23 protein-coding genes and 2 pseudogenes are annotated in these 19,995 nt (G+C 47.8%); 16 read left to right on the top strand and 9 right to left on the bottom strand.

The annotated features are described in order from the left end of the window. Positions 1-54: 54 nt before the first annotated feature. Complete coding sequence (locus RTE01_RS19155; protein WP_141335277.1) at positions 55-1,161, bottom strand: alkene reductase; 1,107 nt, start codon at positions 1,159-1,161, stop codon at positions 55-57. A gap of 369 nt (positions 1,162-1,530) precedes the next feature. Between RTE01_RS19155 and RTE01_RS19150 the strand changes: the two genes are divergently transcribed. Continuing rightward, the gene (locus tag RTE01_RS19150) at positions 1,531-2,094 is read left to right on the top strand and encodes a YbhB/YbcL family Raf kinase inhibitor-like protein (RefSeq protein ID WP_134526819.1); all 564 of its coding nucleotides are present in this window, start codon (positions 1,531-1,533) and stop codon (positions 2,092-2,094) included. On the opposite strand, the gene RTE01_RS19145 is transcribed toward RTE01_RS19150, so the two are convergent. Then, entirely contained in the window at positions 2,078-2,920 is an 843-nt protein-coding gene (locus RTE01_RS19145; RefSeq protein ID WP_077258706.1) for a helix-turn-helix transcriptional regulator, read from the bottom strand. The two genes, RTE01_RS19150 and RTE01_RS19145, sit on opposite strands and share 17 nt — an antisense overlap. Positions 2,921-3,211: 291 nt before the next feature. Here RTE01_RS19145 and RTE01_RS19140 point away from each other — a divergent pair, with 291 nt between their 5' ends. Continuing rightward, a complete protein-coding gene (locus RTE01_RS19140; RefSeq protein ID WP_134528564.1) occupies positions 3,212-3,541 on the top strand; it encodes a thioredoxin family protein in 330 nt (109 codons plus the stop codon). Positions 3,542-3,571: 30 nt separating this feature from the next. On the opposite strand, the gene RTE01_RS19135 is transcribed toward RTE01_RS19140, so the two are convergent. The 3 genes from RTE01_RS19135 to RTE01_RS19125 all read right to left on the bottom strand — a co-directional run bounded on the left by RTE01_RS19135 (position 3,572) and on the right by RTE01_RS19125 (position 5,237). Further along, on the bottom strand, positions 3,572-3,910 hold the full coding sequence (locus RTE01_RS19135) for a carboxymuconolactone decarboxylase family protein (RefSeq protein ID WP_015697013.1): 339 nt from the start codon (positions 3,908-3,910) through the stop codon (positions 3,572-3,574). Positions 3,911-3,926: 16 nt separating this feature from the next. After that, positions 3,927-4,496, bottom strand: a complete 570-nt coding sequence (locus tag RTE01_RS19130; RefSeq protein ID WP_015697012.1) for a TetR/AcrR family transcriptional regulator — start codon at positions 4,494-4,496, stop codon at positions 3,927-3,929. 183 nt (positions 4,497-4,679) lie between these two features. Beyond that, positions 4,680-5,237, bottom strand: coding sequence for an OsmC family protein (locus RTE01_RS19125; RefSeq protein WP_020439356.1), 558 nt, complete (start codon positions 5,235-5,237; stop codon positions 4,680-4,682). A 459-nt stretch (positions 5,238-5,696) separates the two neighbouring features. On the opposite strand from RTE01_RS19125, the gene RTE01_RS19120 reads away from it, so the two are divergent. From RTE01_RS19120 to RTE01_RS19105, 4 genes are read left to right on the top strand one after another with little or no spacing between them, the layout of a single operon-like run. Continuing rightward, a complete protein-coding gene (locus tag RTE01_RS19120) occupies positions 5,697-6,416 on the top strand; it encodes a cupin domain-containing protein (protein ID WP_134526822.1) in 720 nt (239 codons plus the stop codon). 21 nt (positions 6,417-6,437) lie between these two features. After that, entirely contained in the window at positions 6,438-7,013 is a 576-nt protein-coding gene (locus RTE01_RS19115; RefSeq protein WP_134526825.1) for a DJ-1/PfpI family protein, read from the top strand. A 4-nt stretch (positions 7,014-7,017) separates the two neighbouring features. Continuing rightward, entirely contained in the window at positions 7,018-7,749 is a 732-nt protein-coding gene (locus RTE01_RS19110; RefSeq protein ID WP_134526828.1) for an HAD family hydrolase, read from the top strand. Positions 7,750-7,792: 43 nt separating this feature from the next. Further along, positions 7,793-8,674 (top strand): polysaccharide deacetylase family protein, encoded by an 882-nt coding sequence (locus RTE01_RS19105; RefSeq protein ID WP_134526830.1) that lies wholly within the window; start codon positions 7,793-7,795, stop codon positions 8,672-8,674. A 38-nt stretch (positions 8,675-8,712) separates the two neighbouring features. Here RTE01_RS19105 and RTE01_RS19100 read toward each other — a convergent pair whose 3' ends face one another. After that, positions 8,713-9,615 (bottom strand): LysR family transcriptional regulator, encoded by a 903-nt coding sequence (locus RTE01_RS19100; RefSeq protein ID WP_134526833.1) that lies wholly within the window; start codon positions 9,613-9,615, stop codon positions 8,713-8,715. A 425-nt stretch (positions 9,616-10,040) separates the two neighbouring features. After that, positions 10,041-10,958 carry a LysR family transcriptional regulator gene (locus RTE01_RS19095; protein ID WP_134528566.1) on the bottom strand — a complete coding sequence of 306 codons (918 nt, stop codon included), beginning with the start codon at positions 10,956-10,958 and terminating at the stop codon, positions 10,041-10,043. A 142-nt stretch (positions 10,959-11,100) separates the two neighbouring features. Between RTE01_RS19095 and RTE01_RS19090 the strand changes: the two genes are divergently transcribed. The 10 genes and pseudogenes from RTE01_RS19090 to RTE01_RS19045 all read left to right on the top strand — a co-directional run. Then, on the top strand, positions 11,101-11,805 hold the full coding sequence (locus tag RTE01_RS19090) for a type 1 glutamine amidotransferase domain-containing protein (protein WP_141335275.1): 705 nt from the start codon (positions 11,101-11,103) through the stop codon (positions 11,803-11,805). A gap of 3 nt (positions 11,806-11,808) precedes the next feature. Then, a complete protein-coding gene (locus tag RTE01_RS19085) occupies positions 11,809-13,002 on the top strand; it encodes an MFS transporter (RefSeq protein ID WP_024359931.1) in 1,194 nt (397 codons plus the stop codon). 220 nt (positions 13,003-13,222) lie between these two features. Beyond that, positions 13,223-14,149 carry a hypothetical protein gene (locus RTE01_RS19080; protein ID WP_134526836.1) on the top strand — a complete coding sequence of 309 codons (927 nt, stop codon included), beginning with the start codon at positions 13,223-13,225 and terminating at the stop codon, positions 14,147-14,149. A gap of 138 nt (positions 14,150-14,287) precedes the next feature. Next, positions 14,288-14,482 (top strand): AlpA family transcriptional regulator, encoded by a 195-nt coding sequence (locus RTE01_RS19075; protein ID WP_134526839.1) that lies wholly within the window; start codon positions 14,288-14,290, stop codon positions 14,480-14,482. A gap of 14 nt (positions 14,483-14,496) precedes the next feature. Continuing rightward, on the top strand, positions 14,497-15,084 hold the full coding sequence (locus RTE01_RS19070) for a DUF2857 domain-containing protein (protein WP_141335273.1): 588 nt from the start codon (positions 14,497-14,499) through the stop codon (positions 15,082-15,084). Continuing rightward, the gene (locus RTE01_RS19065) at positions 15,074-15,283 is read left to right on the top strand and encodes a TraR/DksA family transcriptional regulator (protein WP_032693551.1); all 210 of its coding nucleotides are present in this window, start codon (positions 15,074-15,076) and stop codon (positions 15,281-15,283) included. Before RTE01_RS19070 ends, RTE01_RS19065 begins: the two co-directional genes overlap by 11 nt. Positions 15,284-15,679: 396 nt before the next feature. Further along, a complete protein-coding gene (locus RTE01_RS19060; RefSeq protein WP_134526842.1) occupies positions 15,680-15,901 on the top strand; it encodes a hypothetical protein in 222 nt (73 codons plus the stop codon). 68 nt (positions 15,902-15,969) lie between these two features. Further along, positions 15,970-16,617, top strand: a complete 648-nt coding sequence (locus tag RTE01_RS19055) for a lytic transglycosylase domain-containing protein (RefSeq protein WP_141335271.1) — start codon at positions 15,970-15,972, stop codon at positions 16,615-16,617. Next, on the top strand, positions 16,617-16,895 hold the full coding sequence (locus tag RTE01_RS19050; protein WP_134528568.1) for a TrbC/VirB2 family protein: 279 nt from the start codon (positions 16,617-16,619) through the stop codon (positions 16,893-16,895). The genes RTE01_RS19055 and RTE01_RS19050 overlap by 1 nt, the downstream gene beginning before the upstream one ends. 11 nt (positions 16,896-16,906) lie before the next feature. Beyond that, positions 16,907-19,069, top strand: a pseudogene (locus tag RTE01_RS19045) (VirB4 family type IV secretion/conjugal transfer ATPase); the annotation flags it as partial. A gap of 65 nt (positions 19,070-19,134) precedes the next feature. On the opposite strand, the pseudogene RTE01_RS26655 reads toward RTE01_RS19045, so the two are convergent. Beyond that, positions 19,135-19,266: pseudogene (locus RTE01_RS26655) on the bottom strand (AIR synthase related protein); the annotation flags it as partial. A gap of 122 nt (positions 19,267-19,388) precedes the next feature. Continuing rightward, complete coding sequence (locus RTE01_RS19035; RefSeq protein ID WP_134526845.1) at positions 19,389-19,988, bottom strand: cysteine hydrolase family protein; 600 nt, start codon at positions 19,986-19,988, stop codon at positions 19,389-19,391. Positions 19,989-19,995: the final 7 nt, after the last annotated feature.

The following is a 19,995-nucleotide window of genomic DNA, read 5'->3' as shown; positions in this document are numbered from 1 at the left end:
CGTCTGGCGGTGCCTCTTTATGTGGGCACCGCAAATACCACCAGCTACGTGGCGTTAGTTGGCTTCCCAGGCGGGATAATCGGTGTAGCCTTTTTCCGGCGACCCCGTCACGCCGTAATACGTCGTGCGATCGCTTTCAGCCAGCGGCCAGCCGTTCTGCATTCTTTCGACCAGATCAGGGTTGGCGATGTACGGCACGCCAAACGCAACAAGATCCAGTTCGTCTGCCTCAAGTGCGGTTTCGGCAATCTCGCGGGTGAAGCCGCCGGCGGCAATAACGGTGCCCCCCAGAGTTTTACGGAACGCGGCTTTGAAACCGGCAGGTACCGGTGCCTGGGTATAAACAGGTTGATAATAGAGGTGCACATAAGCCAGCTCACGTTGGCCGAGGGCCGCAGCGATACTGGCCCAAATCTCTTCTTCACCTTCATAAGGCGCCAGGTCGTAAATCCGCCCGAACGGTGAAATGCGCAAGCCCACCTTATTGCTACCAATAGCCGCAGAGATGGCATCCACCGTTTCCAGCAGGAACCGCTGACGGTTTTCCACAGAGCCACCGTATTCATCAGTGCGAGGGTTCAGTTCACTGCTGAGGAACTGGTCGAAAATGAAGCCGTTCGCCGCCATGATTTCCACGCCGTCAAACCCGGCCTCCATTGCCAGACGCGCTGAATGGACAAAGTCAGCGGTAACGCGTCGAACTTCTACGGTTTCAAGCGCACGCGGCTGGCTTGGAACCACAGGCCCCGGTTCGCCAGACTCTGTCAGTGCAAAGACAGTGGTGTTAACCGCTTGTACGGTACCGGCGGAAACTGGCGCGATGTTGCCCGGCTGAATTGAGGTATGAGACATCCGGCCCACATGCCACAACTGAGCAAAAATACGGCCGCCCTTCGCATGTACCGCATCGGTCACTTTGCGCCAGCCCTGAACGTGCGCAGCGTTATAGATGCCGGGGGTATACAGATAGCCGCGCCCTTCTTCAGAAACAGGCATGCCTTCGGTGATAAGCAGCCCCGCAGAGGCGCGCTGGGCGTAGTAAAGTGCAACGACGTCATCCGGCACGTCGTTCATGGTGCGGGTGCGGGTCATCGGGGCCATGACCACGCGGTTTTTTAACTGCATGCCTGACAGATTGTAGGGGGTGAACAACTTACTCATCGTATACCTCGCAAGGCGAAAGAGAGAAAAGCCCCGCCGGGGGCCGGAGTTAATACTTAGCGGGCCGGGGAGCTGACGATCGCTTCCTGATGCCGGTTAAGCGTATGGCTGCACTATACCTACCTACTAGTTGATTGGTCAATGGGTAAAAGAACAAATCATGCTGTCCTTTTGTCACCGGAGACAGGTTCAGGGAATGCTGTGTAAGGTGAGCTGCCGTCGGCGAGAGGGTCGTCATCCTGTGAAATCAGGGAATGACAAATATCATTATTGGGCGTTACGGAGCTAAGACTGGCCGGTTCAGGGCGGCGAGGAGTCGTTCTCTCCCCTTATCATTGGGATATTAATCACCCCGATGGAGAAGAGTAAATGTCCAGACTTCACCTTACTGTTATCAGTACATTATGCCTGGCGTTGTCGAGCCAGGTCGCTTTTGCAGCCAGTTTTACGCTGACAAGCCATGAACTTGAAAAAAACCATTTCCCCGCAGCTCAGACCCTGAGTTCACCTTATGGATTTGGGTGCAGCGGTGGAAACCTTGCCCCCTCTTTTAACTGGAGCGGCGCGCCGGCAGGAACCCAAAGCTTCGCTCTCAAAATTTATGACAGGGATGCGCCGACAGGCCTCGGTTGGATCCACTGGCAGGTGGTGAACATTCCCTCATCCCTTCACTCGTTACCGGCCGGGATAACGGCGGATAACAAAAATCTCCCGCAAGGGGCTCTTCAGACCCGGACTGATTTCGGTATCCCGGGTTATGGCGGCCCTTGCCCGCCGAAGGGTGAAACGCACCGTTATGAGATCACGCTGACGGCACTTCGTGTCGACAAACTTCCGGGAATAACGGCGGACTCGACGCCCGCCCTGGTCGGCTTTATGGCAAAAGCGAACTCACTGGGCGAAGCGCATCTTCAGATTACGCAGGGCCGCTAACCGCAGCCAGGTTGCCGATAGCCTGGCCGGAAACCCGGACCAGGCTGGGGCTGAATCCGAAGCGGGTTCGAAATCTGGCGGCGAACTTAGACGGATTTTCGTAGCCGACTTCCAGGGATATGCGGGTGACTGAAAGATCGGTCACCTGCAAAAGTGTCAGTGCACGACACATGCGAATGTCAGTCACCAGATGGGTAAATGAGGTATTTTCGGCATGCAGATGGCGTCTCAGGGTGGTGGCCGACATACCCAATTCAGCCGCCACCTGCGCAGTATTCCAGTCTTGTGATATGTCTGCTGCAACGAGTTTGCGGATTTTTATCGCCAGTCCGGTATGTTGTTTCAGCGCGAAGAAAATTCGGTATTCATCCAGCCAGCTCAGCATCTCTTCCATACGCCTGGCCACGATACTTTCAGGGATGTTTTCAGTATCTGTAATGGCCTCCGCAGTGTGATAAAAGGCCTGGCGAAAACTGTTGCCTGGCTCTGCCATTTTATTTGCTTCGTTCATGCTCATACGTGGGGCATGCATGAAGCAGTAGTTTTGGACGAAATCGGCACAAAAACTCAGCCATGATGCTTCGTACGTACCCGTTAAAGGTGATGGTGTATTGATGATATCAAAAGAGTGCCCCTCCCCGATGACCACCGCGTCCCCCGCTTCCAGCGTTATCTCCTCTTGCGCCCAGCGGATTATTTTCCTGCCATGGCGGACCAGGATGATTGTGGGTTCATCTATAGTGATATGGCGCATCATCAGGGGCTGCGTATGCAGCACATGCGCTGTACTCCCCACATTAATACGACTGGATAATGTTCTTTCCATCATCGCCTTACGAAAAGGAATAGGCCTGCCCTGTAGGCCGACACTTTATGGATGGGCTTGCTTTTTTATAAAGTAATCCCGATTTTACAATACGTCAGTTTTCTCATTCAGATGGAATGAAATATCATAATCCTCAGCACGCCGTCCACATAAGATGACGCTTATCCATTGATAAAACATGGCATTATCTTCGCTTAAGCACCTTTCTATCGATGATAGCTTTTTATGTTAATTAAACAAACCAACTAGTAGGTAGAATTACTATCAAGTTACATCCTGCAGGAGTGAATGATGCGTGAATTAACCCTTTACAATGAAGATAATTTTAGAGAAATCGAGAGGCATGAAGGGGTTGCGGTGGTGCGCTTCTCTGCCCCCTGGTGCCCACCTTGTCAGATGAGCGAAGACATTTTTAACCATTTTGCCGAGCAGATTGAAAGCGACATCAAAGTCGGCAAAGTGAATGTGGATCTGGCACCGGTACTGACCACCAAATATGAAATTTGGGGAATGCCGTCCGTACTGATGTTCAAGGATGGGCAGTTGGTCCAGCGTATACCGGGTGTTAAATCGGCAGGGTTTTATCAGCAAGCATTGTTAGAGCTGAAAAAAGGGCAGTAATGCCCTTTTATATTTTCAACGCGATAACTATTACGCTTTCAGTTGCTTAATCGCATCCAGCGTACGTGCGGAATAGACCACGGCAGCACCTGCATTCAGGTTGATTGCCACACCCAGGGCTTCAGCAATTTCTTCTTCTGTGGCGCCAGCTTTAACGGCAGCTTCGGCATGAACGGCAATGCAACCATCACAGCGAGTCGTCACCGCACAAGCCAGTGCAATCAGTTCACGCACTTTCGCGCCAAGAAGGTTGGTCTTATTGCCGGCGTTGCCCAGAGCCATAACGCCTTTTAACGTATCCGGGGCCAATTTACCCAGGTCACCAACACGTTGCATCACTTCTGAGCGGTATTCATTCCAATCTAACATGGGGTTATCTCCAGAATTATTTTCTTTTAACAATCATTAGGATCTGTTCAAGCGTATCGTTGAAAAGCTCAGGCTTGTTAATTGCCCGGGAAACAACGCTAGCGCCTTCGCATAAATTCAAAATAAGCAGCGCCATTTTTGATGGCGGCAAGTCAGCAGTCAGCTCCCCTGCATCAACGCCACGGCTGACAATCTTGGTCAGCCAGGCAATCTGCATATCGAAATATTCGGTCGCCTGTACTCTGATATTCGGTGGCAGATTGGCCATTTCCGAAGACAAAGCACAGCACAGCGGCATACGCGACGTGCGATAGCTTTCGATGAAAAGCTCCACGTAGGCGGTAAGCATCTGCGCAACCGTATTCTCCGTCGCTTCAATCTGTTCAAATCGGTTTTTGGTATCGGTATGGGCCTGAATCACCACTTGTTCGCCCAAAACGTCTTTGGTTGGGAAGTGGTGATGAATACTGGCCTTAGTGATACCAATGCTCTTTGACAAATCAGCATAGCTGAATGCAGAGTAACCCCGTTCGCGCATCAGATGGTCCGCTTCATTCAGAAGCCTTTCTCGTGTCATGACTGACATATAATCCTCACAATTATAATCTACTAGTTGGTAGATATTATCTGCGCCTGTTGTTCCCTGCAAGGGGACATCAGTTCACAACAGCGATTTAACCTTCTCTGATAACGCGTTTTGGTCGGGGTTAATAGCCATCAGGCAGTAGGGAAATGACAGTGCTCAGGCATTTCCCCCTCTGAGGTTTACCTACACCAACCGGGTATCAATATTGACCGGGTTCGCCAACGTATCGTGGATCGGCGAGCTTTCTGGCAGTGCACGAACCATTTCTTCAAGCTGTTCACGGCTGGCGGTAGGACTGGAGAGCTTAACGCCAACACGGATCGCTTTCGCCCCGTTGCGAACTTTTTCGTCAAGACCCAGGAAACCGTTCAGATTAATGTCGAAGTTCAGGTCAAGTTCAATACCATCAAGTTCAATGCCCTTTTCTGCCGCCATAACAGTCAGAGTCGCGGTATAACAGCCGGCAAGTGCCTGCAAAATGTATTCAGCTGGGCCCATACCGCTATCAGTACCCGATAAATCAGCAGGTTCATCGCCAACATTAGCAAATTTTCCGGAGCGACTGGTATCAACCTGGCCGTTCTGGATAGTCGCATGAGTTTCCACACGGACGGATACCCCACCGTTGGATTTACTCTTCATGTTAAAGGTGAGATTGCCCAGCTCTGGCTGCTGGCGAATAGCTTCTCGTGTACCGCGAATAACATTAGCGTCAGCAAAAGGTTTTTTTGAATTAGTCATGACAACTCCTGAAGTGTCGAGTGATCTCAAAGATAAGGTTGGTGCCAAATGCAATCAACCTACTAGATGGTAGATTACTTTAAGATTGAGGTGTTGTCTACCACTATGGGGGCAAATTCTTAAGATAGAGCTACAAACAGAGAAGTAAACGCTGCGATACCTACATTATGCGATGTATCGTGCTGAGGTCCGAGTTCGGCATCTTGCTAAGCATCTTAATCGCTTGTGAGCTATGACCTCCTGACGGCATAGAATCTAGCATCTTTAACAGTACCCAAGTATAGAAGCATAGTTTTCAATAATTATTGAGTATGAAGGACTGATCAAAAGAAACAATATAGGTAATCATCATAAAAGTTATTTCTCTCGTACTAAATAATCGATATAGACTGAACTCACAGAACGATTGAGCGAAGTGAAATCAACATTCAGCAATTCGATTAGCGGGGGAGCGACCATATGGAAATCCACAACCGGACTCCAAATGTATATGACTTGCATGAAATAAACAAAATCCTACTTTCAACTTCAAATAATGGTGAGTCATTTGAGAAAGACTTACATCTCAATGGATTCATAGAAAAACCATGGGGATATGAGTATAGAGTTTATTGTGATTCTATTTTTGATGTATGGCGCCTTCATATATCAAAGAATCAATCCACTTCAATGCATTGTCATATATTGAAAGACACCGTCCTTATATGCCTACATGGTGATGGCGAGACCAGATTTCTTGATGGTACACATCAGGCGTTAAAATCTGGCGACAGCATATATATTGCAAAAGGTGTATTCCATCAGACTATTTCGGGAAAATCAGGCATCGAATTAATCGAAGTTGAAAATCCAAGAAACAAATTCGACTTACTCAGACTTAAAGATAATTATGGCCGGCAAAATATGGCATATGAAAAGAAATCACAGGAACATGATCTTTTACCTCCTTTGCAACAGATAGCTGCAGGCACATTGATCAGAGAACATGACCTACACAAATTAGCATACTTTTCCGTCAAAAATCTTGATAGAAAAATGTTGAATGACGAGGATGATTTTATTTTTATTTCATTAGATGTAAAAAGCCATCTAATGGGAAAGATTCATATCCTACGAGCTAAAGATGCCATCTCAGAAATGTACTGTGGTCAGAATGTATTTTTAATTAACGTCCCGTAACGCAATAAGAAGGAAAATAACATGTCTAATCCGACACGAGTAGTGATAATCACTGGTCCAGGTTTTCAGGATCACGATGTAGTTTATACTTACTATCGTTCTAAAGAGGAAGGATACGATATATCTATTGCAACAAAGGATGGAAGTGCAGCGACAGGGAAATATGGCATCACTGTTCCTATGGATAAAAGATCCAAAGACAATATTAATTTTGATCAACTCAACGCCACTGATTTTGATGCTGTTATTCTCACTGGCGGTCATGAAGCGCCTGATAGAGTTCGCCAAGATCAGAGAGTTAAAGATTTTCTAAAGCAGATGGTAATACAGGGGAAAGTTGTGGCTGGGCTCTGCCATGGTCCCTGGATTATGATTTCTGCCGGTATTCTAAGAGACAAACTCGCCTGCGCTTATGTTGGTCTGAAAGACGATATGGTTAATTCCGGCGCCAATGTAATTGAAGCAGATGTAGTTGTCGACGGGAATATCATAACTTGCTCCTATTATGCCGAATGTGGAAAATTTATGCGTCAGACATTCGATGCAATAGATAGATGGAAGCGCGGCGAAACTCTTAAAGAACCGCTGGTGGTATAATTCGATGTTAATAGCAATGGATTTCGACGGGGTCGTGGTTGATGGAGTAGACGAATGCATGCTAATTACATGGAATGTATTACATGACAGACCTCTCAGTGATTTTAACCAAGATGTACTTCAAAACATCCCACGCCTGATGGCTAAACGATTCAGGAAATTAAGGAATTTTGTACGCCATGACGGTCACTTTATTGCCTCATTCACTGAATTTGGTAATGAAGCTATAGATAATGACAGATTCACTGCTATATATGAATCAATTCCAACTGAAGATAAGAAAATATTCAGGGATAAGTTCATCCATTATAGGAAGCTGGCAAGAAGTCTCTACCCTGATTTTTGGGCTGAACTACACCGTCCGCTATTGGATGTTTCAAATTTATTTAAAACAGCTAATGATATCTATATTGTATCAGGAAAGGATGAAGAATCTATATTATACATTCTAAGTAAATATGGTTTAAACATACCCGCGAATAAAATATATGGGAGGATGACCGACAAAAACAAGACTCTTACCTTGCTAAAATCAATAGCCTTCGATAAAAACGAGGGTATTCTATTTATTGATGACAATATCCAAAATGTTATTGATGCATTAGATCATGGCATTCAATCATTTTGGGCTAATTGGGGATACAACATCCCTGAGCATAAATTAATGGCACTTCAAAAAGGAATTAATGAATTAGATACCGAGGATCTCTTGAAATTAGTCAAGAAACCCTCTTAACGCAATATTATTTCAATTTTTTCTGTATGAGGAGTAATAACTCATGGCGAAAGAAATACTATGTGGTTTTGGAGTGGGTGTAGATGCCGTTGCAGGCTGGCTATCTTCTTATGGGGGAGAAGATTCTCCAAGCGATATATCTCGCGGTATGTTCGCTGGCGAAGTAGGTACTCCACGTCTTCTGGATCTATTTGACCAGTTTAATATCCCCACCACCTGGTTTATGCCTGGTCATTCCATCGAAACCTTTCCTCGGCAAATGGAAGCAGTTGTCAATGCTGGACATGAGGTAGGGGTTCATAATTACAGTCATGAAAACCCAATATCTATGTCGCCTGACCAAGAAAGAGAAGTCCTTCTAAAAGGCATTGACATGGTCACAAAATTAACAGGGAAGAGACCTACTGGATATGTCGCTCCATGGTGGGAATTTTCTCCTGTAACCACAGATCTTCTATTAGAAAATGGCATCAAATATGACCATTCACTAATGCATCATGATCATCAGCCTTATTATGTCAGGAAAGGTGATTCCTGGACCAAGATAGATTATTCCAAGACACCGACCGAATGGATGAAACCGCTGGTACGCGGAGAAGAGACGGACCTTATTGAATTACCCGCCAGTTGGACAATCGACGATATTCCTCCTTTCATGTTCATGAAAACAAAACCCAACAGCCAAGGTTTCATGAATCCCAGGGACATCGAACAGTTGTGGAGGGATCAATTCGATTGGGTCTACCGTGAGCATGAATATGCGATCTTTACTTTCACGATTCACCCGGACGTATCTGGACGCCCGCACGTATTAATGATGCTCGAACGCCTCTTAACTCATATGCTTGGTCATCCAGGGGTGAAATTCCTAAAATTGAATGACATTGCAGATGACTTTGTCAAGCGATCGCCACGGATAAAATAATGACGCGGCAGCCGATAAGGCTGCCTGTTTTATGTATCTCAAACCATAAATCCGCTATTTTTTGATAGTTCGAGAATTCTGTCTCTGATTCCTGAAACGAGTGGGTTACGTAATGAGCTATCAATCCATACCAAATAGATTGAATTTATGGGGAGTCTCTCATGGACATTGACTTCAACGATCTGACCTCCTGCTATGCTTTGGGCGCATAAATACTCAGGCATCACAGTCCAACCAATATTTTCTCGAATCATTCTTTCTAAAATCCGCAAATCCGGTACAGTAATAGACGGACGAAGCAGTGCAAAAAATCGCGAAGAATCCTGGAAAACTTCCCTTATCAAGGGTAACTGCCCATCGTAAGCTATTAGAGGAAGCTTCGACAGCGTATCAATCACGTCCTCGTTTTCTTTGAAGTTGTCTGCTATGAGTGACGCTACCACAACTATTAACTTTTCCATTCCAATTTCAGCATATCCAAATTTTTGTTTATCCGGCATAGAAGTTGTGAAACCTAGTTGACAACTTCCGTCCAGAAGACAGCTGTATATGCGCTTCCTATTTCCTGTCAAAACTTTAAATTTAATACCTTCATTGAATAATATTTTCACCAAGTACGGTAATTTTGACCACATTAATTCTGCTGGCCCGATGAAAGATACTGTCCCCGAGGACTTTCTTGTACGTGATCGAAGCATCGACAACTTCAGTTCAATCGTTTCTAAATCTGAAGCCACCAATCTCGCCAATTCCTCCCCATCCACTGTAGCCACCACACCATGTGAACGACGAGTAAAGAGAACACACCCGGTAAAAGCCTCAAGTGAATGAATGTGGGCAGACATTGCAGGCTGGCTTATGCCCAACCGCATTGCCGCTTTTGAAATCGAACCAGCTTTGTATACTTCAACAAAACTTCGTAACTGAACCAGATAGCTCATACTGCGCATCCTTAAGAGCCTGAAGCTCTCCGATTACGACATAAAATCGAAAGCCTGCACAGTATTATGTTATAAACATGTTCCGTTAATGCTTCTATACATATTAACTTATTTTAACAATTAAAGGATTTTATAGGGTAAGGATAGAATATATCAAGATAACCCATTGACATGCCTATATTTTACGTGCGTTATATCTGGTTGGCATTAAGGTTTCAAGCATGCCATGAGATTCGGATTGGCGGGTTGTCTTCTATTACATACTCTGGGGAGTGATAGTCGCTAAACCTTTAAATTGGCTAAACAATCATTGTATTTTTATCTATTAACGTTGACAACCTCAACTCAAATCGAGTTATCACAAATTCCGTTGGTCAGCGAAGCGGTAGCTTCTTTTAGACCGGTTCGGACTACCTCTCGGAACATTAATCATCATCCCATGGTGCCCGTTTCCATTTTTCAGTCATGAAATCAATAAATACACTTAGCCTACGGGGTATTGGTTCTCGCCGCGCCCGGACAACACTGATCTGAGATGTGTTTGCTTCCCAATCAGGCAGAACTCGGCAAAGTTTCCCAGCTCTCAATTCATCATGAATATCCCAAGTTTCTCGAAGAGATATGCCAAGCCCCGCCAAACTCCAGGCATGCAATACGTCTCCGTTGTCACTGATAAGGTTGCCAGTAACGCTGATGCTTCTTTCATGACCGGCTTTACGTAACGTCCATGAATTGTGTAAAAAACCCGGGTAAGCGAATACTAAGCAGTTGTGATTTAAAAGATCTTCTGGTCGCTCAATGGGTGGATGATTCTTCAGATATTCGGACGATGCGATGAGAATACGTCTATTATTTGCTATTTTTCTGGCCAGAAGGCGAGAATCAGCCAGATCCCCCATACGAATAGCCAGATCGAAATCACCACTGTAAAGATCCTGGATTTGGTCAGATAACCTTAAATCAAAGCCCACCCTCGGATGTACTTTGCAGAATGCAGCGATCGCAGGAGCAACATATTTTCGGCCAAACGGTGCGGGCGCAGTCAAACGAATATTTCCGCTTAACTCCTCACTATCCCCTCGGGAAAGTTCCTTCATCTCATCCAGAACGGCCAACGCTACGCGGGCCCTCTCAGCTATAGCTCTGCCCTCGTCTGTAATACGTAGATTACGGGTGTTTCTTTCAAAAAGTGTAGTGCCAAGTGCAGTTTCCAGCCTAGCTATCTGCTTGCTCACCATCTTGGGGAGTATCTGTAGGTCTCGTGCTGCGGCAGAGAAATTGTTTCTGTCGACGACGTGTAAAAACACTTCAAGGTCGTCATTTCTCAAGTTTATTTTGTTCATTTTTGGGTAAGTGTTTGTCCGTTTAGGTCTATTTAAAGGATAAATAGATTGTTCCACAATAAGACTCAATATGACAAGTCTGTTATGTCGCATGCAGTCAGAAGAATTTTGCTTTAAGTCCCCCCATGTAGAGGAAGTTAAAATGCCTAAACGTATACTGTTTGTATTGACCAACCATGACCGTAAAGGTCAAGCCGAGAGTAAAGATGCCGCACCCAGTGGTTTCTATCTTTCTGAGGTGTCTCACCCCTACGATGTACTCACAAAAGAAGGATATGAAATTGATTTCGTGAGTCCCAAGGGGGGCAAGACACATGTTGACGGTTTAGACCTCAGCGATCCGGTTAACGCCTCCTTTTGGAATAATGATTCCTTACGCGAGGCAACTAAAACCACATTAAAACCCTCGCAGATTGATCCTGACGTCTATGACGCCGTCTTCTATGCAGGAGGGCATGCGACGATGTGGGATCTCCCTGACAATATAGAGTTGGCGGGTGTTTCATCACGAATTTATGAAAAGGGTGGCGTTGTCGCTGCGGTTTGTCATGGCCCCGCCGGATTGGTGAATATTCGGCTTTCCGATAATGAATATCTGGTTGCGGGCAAAAAGGTGTCAGCTTTTACCAACGATGAAGAACGTGCTGTAGGGTTGTACGACATTGTTCCATTCTTACTTGAAGACACGCTGAAGCAAAGAGGTGCTGAGCATCTTGCAGCCGCAAATTTTCAGCCACAGGTGATTGTCAGCGAGAGATTAGTGACCGGACAGAATCCCGCTTCCGCAAAAGGAGTCGCTGAGGCAATGCTGCCTTTGTTGGCTTCTATTGAAAATAGAAGAGCCTGAGTTATGAAAGAACGCATGCCTTTTGTTATATATGTCTTTGCACTCTGCGCTTTTGCTTTGGGATTCACTGAATTTGTCACGATCGGCTTAGTTTCCAGGATATCAGCTGATCTAAACGTCAGTGTCAGTCATGTAGGTACAGCAGTGACAGCCTACGCCCTCGGTGCCGTAATTGGTGCTCCGGGATTAACTGCGTTGGCAACACGATGGCCTCGTAAAAGATTATTACTTGTTGCTATGGGCCTGTTTACAGTTGGCAATGGTATCGTCGGTGCGTCTGAGTCCCTAACGCCGATGTTGATTGCACGATTTGCTTCCGGTTTAGGGCACGGAGTGTTTCTTGCTGTTGCTTCAAGTGTGGCAACCCAACTGGCTGGGCGACATCGTGCTGGCGCCGCTGTTTCGGTCGTTTTTGGCGGTCTTACAATTGCGTTGGCATTAGGCGTACCACTTGGTACCTACATCGGTAGTCTGTTGAGTTGGCAGTCTATATTCATGGCAGTAACGGCAAGTGGAGCGATCGGTTTCATTGGATTGGCAATGCTGATGCCCACGGATCAAAATGATCCCTCCTTGCAAGCAAATGCCATGGACGGTTTAAAAGCCATGTTTAACCCACTACTGCTTGCCGGAGCAGGAATTACAGTTTTGGCCTATGCAGGATCTTTTGCCCTGTATACGTATATTTCCCCGATTCTACTTCAGGTAACGCATGTAGACGAGCGTACGAGTAGTTTGCTTATGTTGGTCTACGGCGTGATGGCCGCTATCGGGAATGTCTGGGGTGGTCGCCTGACTGACAAGCAAGGTGCAGACCGTGCCGTGATGACAATTCTTATTGGTCTGGCGATCGTCCTCTTTGCTATGTGGTTCTCTGTCTCATCCTTAATGTTAATGGCACTGTTTATTGGGTTGCTTGGAGCATTGACATACGCAGCGGTCCCCTCAATGCAAGCAAGAGTGATAGGGCTATCTCACATACATGCACCTGAAGCTCCAGCTGTGGCAGCAGGACTGAATATTGCCGGTTTTAACGGAGGAATTGCATTAGGGTCGCTATTGGGGGGTGTAGCACTGGATGTTACTGGTCTTACAAGCCCTACTTGGGTTGGAGGCGGAGTTGTAATCGTTGGTATTTTGTGGATGTTATTACAAATAAATTCAAATAAAAGACGCACCACCTCCGATTACTCATGATAGTACACATAGCATTTAAAATGGCTCAGTGAACACCAAATCACTGAGCCATTTTATTTTACCTCTTTGAAAAATGTCACAACCAAACACAGGTTATTTTTTATTTTATAAAATCAGCCTATATCATTCTGATCTATTTCATATCAATCAGAATTTTAAACATCTTTCAAAAACACAGCGAAATTCATCAGCAATATCATTGTGTGAAAGGAGATGTATTATGTCAGACAATCCAACTTGCCTAAACATTAGAGATGGAATTCCAGACTGGATAACTATCAGGGAGGCGGTAAGACTTCTCAATGGATTGAATGGGTGTAAAATAAGAAAAAGTGATTTTTATCGTTTTGCTCTGCAAGGGAAAATTCGGTTTTCAATATATTTTCAATCCCCAGTAATATTGAGAAAAATTAAATCACGAAATCATAAATTAAAGCTAAGACCAATAAAAAGTTCGTCAACGATGAAACCATTCATGCTTGCCGAAAGTTCCTTTGTCAGCGAAAACAATTTAACTTTCAGTACTGAAGGAAGATATATCCACCCTGTACAAAGAGTCATTGACACAACATTGCTCGGCTATGAATATGTCCTTATACAGCGTTTACTTGCACATTCATTAAAGATACCATCACCTGTAACAGGAGCAAAGTCGAATAATTATGGCATTACCGTTTGTTTATTGGGGGAAACGTTTCAACTTTTCGAAAAGATGACATGGCATGAAAGAATCGAACGACACGTAAAAAGGCTACCTATAGATATTTCATCAGATGATTACGAAGATATAATACTAAACGCTACAAAGAAAGATTCGCATAAATATTATTTTCCTATACATGAATTACCGAGTGATGCCTGCTTTGTCCTCAGAAAAAGTGAACTTGATAAGTTGATCAACAAACCGATCGAAAAAGAAATACTTCAACCGTCTCCAACTCGGATATCCACCCCTCTATCACGCCTCTTCTGGCTTGCCTGCAAAAATAATGAAACTATCAGTCCGTTAATCATGCAACCGTATAAACTATTGTCCATTTTTGAACAATGGGCATCTGAGGAAGGCATTACCGATCGATTCAGTGGCGACACGCTCAAGACTGCGCTTGAGCGTGGCTCGCCCCCTTCCATACCAACACAAAAGTAAGATGATGCCCTTCACTATGAAAACCCGTATTAAGGATTGTATTTTCCGTAATACGGGCTCATCAACTTTCGCCACACCACTATTTTGTGTTGTCGTGTTATCTCCCGGCTAGCGCTATATCTGCCACAGGAGAATACCGTGACATCTCATCAGTTATTACGTCTGAAACAGGTTGAAGAAAAAACTGGCCTGAAACGTTCTCAAATCTATCTGTATATGAAAGGCGGTACCTTCCCCCGCTCAATCAAGATTGGCCCGGCCAGTGTCGCCTGGCTCGAATCGGAAATTGACGAATGGATCAATATTAAATTAGTCCGCCGCTCAATAAGCTGAAGGGAGAAAACGCCATGATTATCCCGTCACTGAATTACGCCGTATTAACCGATGCCCTGCATGCATTGAAGGATGGCAATATTCGTTACTGTGAATCGCTAGGATTCACTTTCGACGAAATGAATGCCCTCAACCAATTATCACTAGACGAGCTCTTTATCATCAGTCGGGAGTCTGCGCAGTTTTTGGCTGTGACGGTTCATCACGACGCATTACACCTTCTTCTGGCGAAATCCCGTGAGGAGGTTCTGCAGCAGCAACGTATCGATCATGCCATCCGGCTGGGTGGGTCAATTGCGCTACTCAACAAGTATTTTGGCCTCACCTCCAACGAAGTTTGCCTTCGCCGCCGGTTACTGGGCGTCCGTGTGCCTTATGGCCGGACGCCAGAGCCGAACGAAGATACGGATGCGGCCATCTGGCGGCAATGGCAACAATGCCGGGTGGCCAACCTGGAATCGACCGATGCGCTGGCCGCCATGATGCAGGTAACGCAAACCCTGCTGCCGAAAGTCGAAGGATTGTCACTGACCATGGTCTGGAAGCGTATCGCACTTTGCGAGCGGGAGGCGTCAGACCGGAGGGCCGCACATGCCGGATGAGATCGACCGCGATCAGGAATTTAATGAGCAACGACTGGAGGAGATGATTGAACAGAGCCGTTTTAAGCCAGGGTCTACGCCATCATTATTCCATTGTCGTGTATGCGGTAAGCCCATTCCTGAAAAGCGACGGCAAGCACTTCCTGGCATAACCACCTGCACGGAATGTCAGGAAAAACTTGAACGCCGAAGACGTTAATAATGGTCACAGAGACATGCAGGAATATTTCCCCTGCATGTCTCTATCATTAACTATAAATCCACAGTCGTCTTTATTATATATTTCACTTCCATTTATTTACCCCAAAGCTTATCCCCTTCTACCGCTAATTTATCTCTCTCATTTTAACTTTGAATTTATCGTTTATATACCGCCCCGGATATCTGATCATAAAAACGTCATTACATAATAGTTCCCCGTATTGACGTTAATTCTCTTGGAACGGGCATTGTTCTTTAAAAATAAGGTTCGGGCTGTCACATAACCACAATTCAGGGTGCCGCTGAATGTTCTCGCTGACCCGTTAAAACCGGAATGCAGAATTGGGATGTGACATTTATTTAACTCATCGTTGTTTTTAGTAGAGGAGGCCTCATGCGAAAACCCATTTATCACGTATTTGTCACCCAGGAAAGTCAACCCGACCCACAGGGCGAAATAAACACGTATTGGACCAGAGTTGGCGTGGCGTTCGCTCATAACGGTAAGTCTGGCCTGAATATCATGCTGACACCCGGTATTGCTGTCTCCGGTAAGCTGGTGCTGCTTGAACCCAGAGAAGATAGCGGCATTTCGCAGGATACCGCCTCTGCTTAATCCGCTTTTGACCTTCCTCCGGCAGGGGCTTGGTACACACCCGCCGAGCTGACTGTTAAGAGGCCACCATGCTATCCACCACCGTATTTCTGGCGGCGGCCATGCAGTGCGCCGCCAGCATTCACCCGTCCACGGCGCTTGATGTGGCGCGGGTCGAATCCGGTTTGAATCCGTATGCCATCGCTGAAATCCTGCCCGGTGGCAAAGGCGTGACTTCACATTTCCCCGCCAGTAAGGATGAGGCCGTCAGCCTCACCGCACGTCTGGCGGCACAGGGCCGACGCTATTCGGTGGGGCTGATGCAAATCACCAGCACCAATTTCCGTCATTACGGCGTGAGCGCCCGCGACCTTCTTGATCCCTGTACCAACCTGTCCGTGTTTGAGCGCATCCTCACCGACTGCTACCGCCGCGGCGGTTCCCTCAAGCGTGCACTCAGTTGCTACTACTCGGGAAATTTCACGACCGGCCAACAGCCGGAATCCGCGTTTAACCAGACCAGCTACATCCAGCGCATCGGCTACGCCGTACCGTCAACGCGGGAAGACCGGCAACGACCACCCGCAGAAAAGCTCGTGCCGGAAATCCGTTACCCCACCGCCGTCATGCGTGGCGAGCTTACCGATAACGCCACGCCAGTTCTGGCATCCCTGCGCTACCCCAATGCCGTGATACGCGGCGCGTTACCCATTCCCAGCCCCCAGGAGGAACAATGATGAAACGAAAACAGACTGACTGGCGCGTCCTCACGTCCTTGCTAATGACAACCCCGGTGCTGGCAGCAGACAGCGGATTTAATAAAGCCAATGAGACGCTGAGCAACACTTCCACAGGCCTGCTCGGACTGGCCGCCGTCACCATCACGCTGGCCACCATGTGGGTAGGATACAAAGTCTTGTTTGACGGCAAGAGCCTGCATGACATGCGCAACGTCATCATTGGCGCCATCCTTATCGTCGGTGCGTCAGGTTTCGGTGCCTACTGGGCGTCATAAGGGAGGTAACGATGGCTACGCTGAACAAAGCGCTGACGCGGCCTGCCGCCATAGCCGGCATTCCCCTCGTGCCGTTCGTGATGGTCAGCGGGGCCATCGTCCTGCTGGCAGTCTATGTCAGCTATTACCTGGTATTACTGCTTATTCCCGCCTGGCTGGAGATGAAGGCAAAGGCCAGAACCGATATTCACTATTTCGGGCTGCTCTGGCTGGCCTTTAAAACCCGTGGCCGGTTTGGCACCAATAAACATTTTGGTGCCAACGCCCTGCTGGCAAACCGCTATGACGCCGTCGACGTCTCGGAGTTTATTGAAAAAATGAAGTTAAACGAGCGCGTTACGCTGGATAAACATATTCCGTATTCCTCCCATGTTCACCCGCACGTCATCAGAAACCGCCAGGGTGACTTGGTTTCCACCTGGGAGCTGGAGGGCACGGTATTTGAATGCGAGGACGAACATCATCTGACGTTAATGGCGACGCATCTCAATAACGTTATTCGTGCGTATGAAGGCCTGCCAGTCACTTTCTATCTTCACCGTATCCGGGAAAAATACCACGATGCCTTTGATGCAAATTCAGGTATTCCCTTTTCTGATGAAGTGACCCGGCTGTATTCCCAGCCGATCAGCGAAAAACCGTTCTGGCGGCACCGGCTGTTTTTCACCGTCTGCTACGCGCCCTTCTCTCCGCTGGAGAAAAAGGCCATGAAGGCGCAGCCGTCCGGTAAACGCAAAGCGGCGCTGGATGATGCTCTGAACGTGATGCTGGAATACCGGGAGGCACTGGCTTCCGCGCTGTCCCGCTATACGGCGACGCCGCTGGGGATGTATGAAGACAACGGGCGGGTGTATTCCGCCCAGTTGTCCTTTTATCACCGTCTGCTCACCGGCCAGTGGCAAAAGGTGGCGGTCACGCCTGCGGCGTTTTATGAAACATTAAGCACGCCGGATGTCTTTTTTACCACCGACACCGCCGAGTGCCAGACCGTCGGCGGCTCCCGTTTTTTCCGCAGTCTGGAAATCAAAGATTATTCGCCTGAAACCGCGACCGGCCTGCTGGACGCGCTGCTGTATGCCGAAAGTGAGTATGTGCTGACGCAGTCCTTCACCTGCATGGCCCGCGATGAGGCGCAGAAGCATATTCGTCTGGCGGAAAAGCGCCTGACTTCGGCGGATGACGACGCCATTTCACAGCGTGAAGAGCTGATTGTGTTGCGTGACCTGCTCCAGTCCGGGCATGTCTCCTGCGGAAAATACCACTTTTCCCTGCTGGTATCTTCAGACAGCCCCGAGCAGGTGGTGAAGGATGCCAACGCGCTGGCGCAGCCTTTCGCCGACCTCGGCATCATGACGACGCTGTCCACGCTGTCGCTGCCCGCCGCGTACCTGGCGCAACTGCCGGGTATCTATACGCTGCGCCCCCGTCTGGTGGCCGTCAGCAGCCAGAACTTTGCCGACCTGGCGAGCCTGCACAATTTTCATCCTCATAAACGAAACGGCAATCCCTGGGGCGATGCCATCGCCATCCTCAAATCCCCCGGCGGTGGCGGGTATTACCTGAACCTACACGACAGCCAGAGCGGACGGGATGACTTCAACGAAAAAACGCCGGGTAATACGGCGATTATCGGTAAAACCGGCTCAGGGAAAACGATGCTGATGACCATGATGCAGCAACTGATGCAGAAGTACCGCAATCCTGTGACGTTCTCCGCCTCAGCCACAATTCAGCGGTTCACCACGGTGTATTTCGACAAGGACCGGGCGGCGGAGATGGCGATACGCCAGATGGGCGGACGCTACTTCCGTATCCGTACCGGCACGCCCACCGGGTTTAACCCGTTTTCGCTTGCCCCAACCCGCCGGAATATCAGCTTTATCAAACGACTGGTGCGCATGCTGTGCGGCCGCAACGGCAAGCCGCTCGATCCGCGCGATGAGGAGCGGATCAGTGCTGCCGTAGATACCATTATGCTCGACTACCCGCCGGAATACCGCAAGTTCGGGATCACCCGGCTGCTGGAAGTGCTGCCGGAGCCGCCAACCACCGACGCCCGCCTCAACGGACTACGTATTCGCCTTAAACAGTGGGCGCAGGGCGGCGAGTTCGGCTGGGTATTCGACAATGAGGAGGACACCTTCAACATCAGCAACATTGATAACGTGGGTATAGGCATACCTTCCTCAATGATAAGACTTAGCGTGATATAAAGGGGACGAGCGCCGCTGACAGCAAGATCGTTAACGGTGCCGCAGACGGCGATTTTACCGATGTCGCCGTTGCCGAAAATCAGCGGAGTGACAACGAAGGAGTCGGTGGTGAAAGCAATTCGCCTGGTGGATAGTTCCAACACTGCGCAGTCTTCCATCACACCCAGATAGGTGTCGCCGAGAATGCCAGCAATTTTTTCAACCAACTCGCGGCTTAATTTCGCCCCGGTACCATGATCCAGTACAACGACGTCTTCATGATTTAGCATCTGGGTTATGCTCATGATGCTTTCCTTTCGCCACGTTCAGGTAGATCGTTCTGTTTTTGCAGTATTGATAAAATTTCCGCAGAAGAAGCTACGGTTGCGCAATAGCTGGCAAGCCACTCGAGTGCGCGCTCGGTATCCTCTGACGAAGGGGCGAACACGCAGTCGTCCGGTACCCACACGTTATAGCCGCGAAAGAAGGCATCTGCTGCTGTGGTCTGCACGCAGACATGAGTTTGTAAGCCGGTAACAATTACGGTTTCTACCCCGAGCTGCTGAAGGATTTCGTCGAGATCGTTATTAAAAAAGCCGCTGTCTCTGCCTTTGACTACCACAAGATCGGTGGGGCGATAGACTTTATCGATGATCTGGTTTTCAGGGCGACCAGCCAATGCGGGAATGCCCGCTTCGCGGTTGCGATAGCGCTTTTGTACCGCCGGGTCATTGGGATCGTTGATAAGTTGCAGGTGGATGACGGATTGCTCCAGGGATCGGATGCCATCGAGAAACTGGTTAAACTGGGCCAGTTTTTGCGCCAGAATTTCTGAAGAACGTGTTATTTTGTAAGTAAACTCGTACTGCAGGTCATTAGTGAGAACGGCAATATTTGGCATATATATT

The sequence above is a fragment of the Klebsiella terrigena genome (genome assembly GCF_006539725.1).
GTDB classification, from domain to species: Bacteria; Pseudomonadota; Gammaproteobacteria; order Enterobacterales; family Enterobacteriaceae; genus Klebsiella; species Klebsiella terrigena.
Note: the sequence above shows the minus strand (reverse complement) of the source record. Positions and strands in the feature narration are given on the sequence as shown.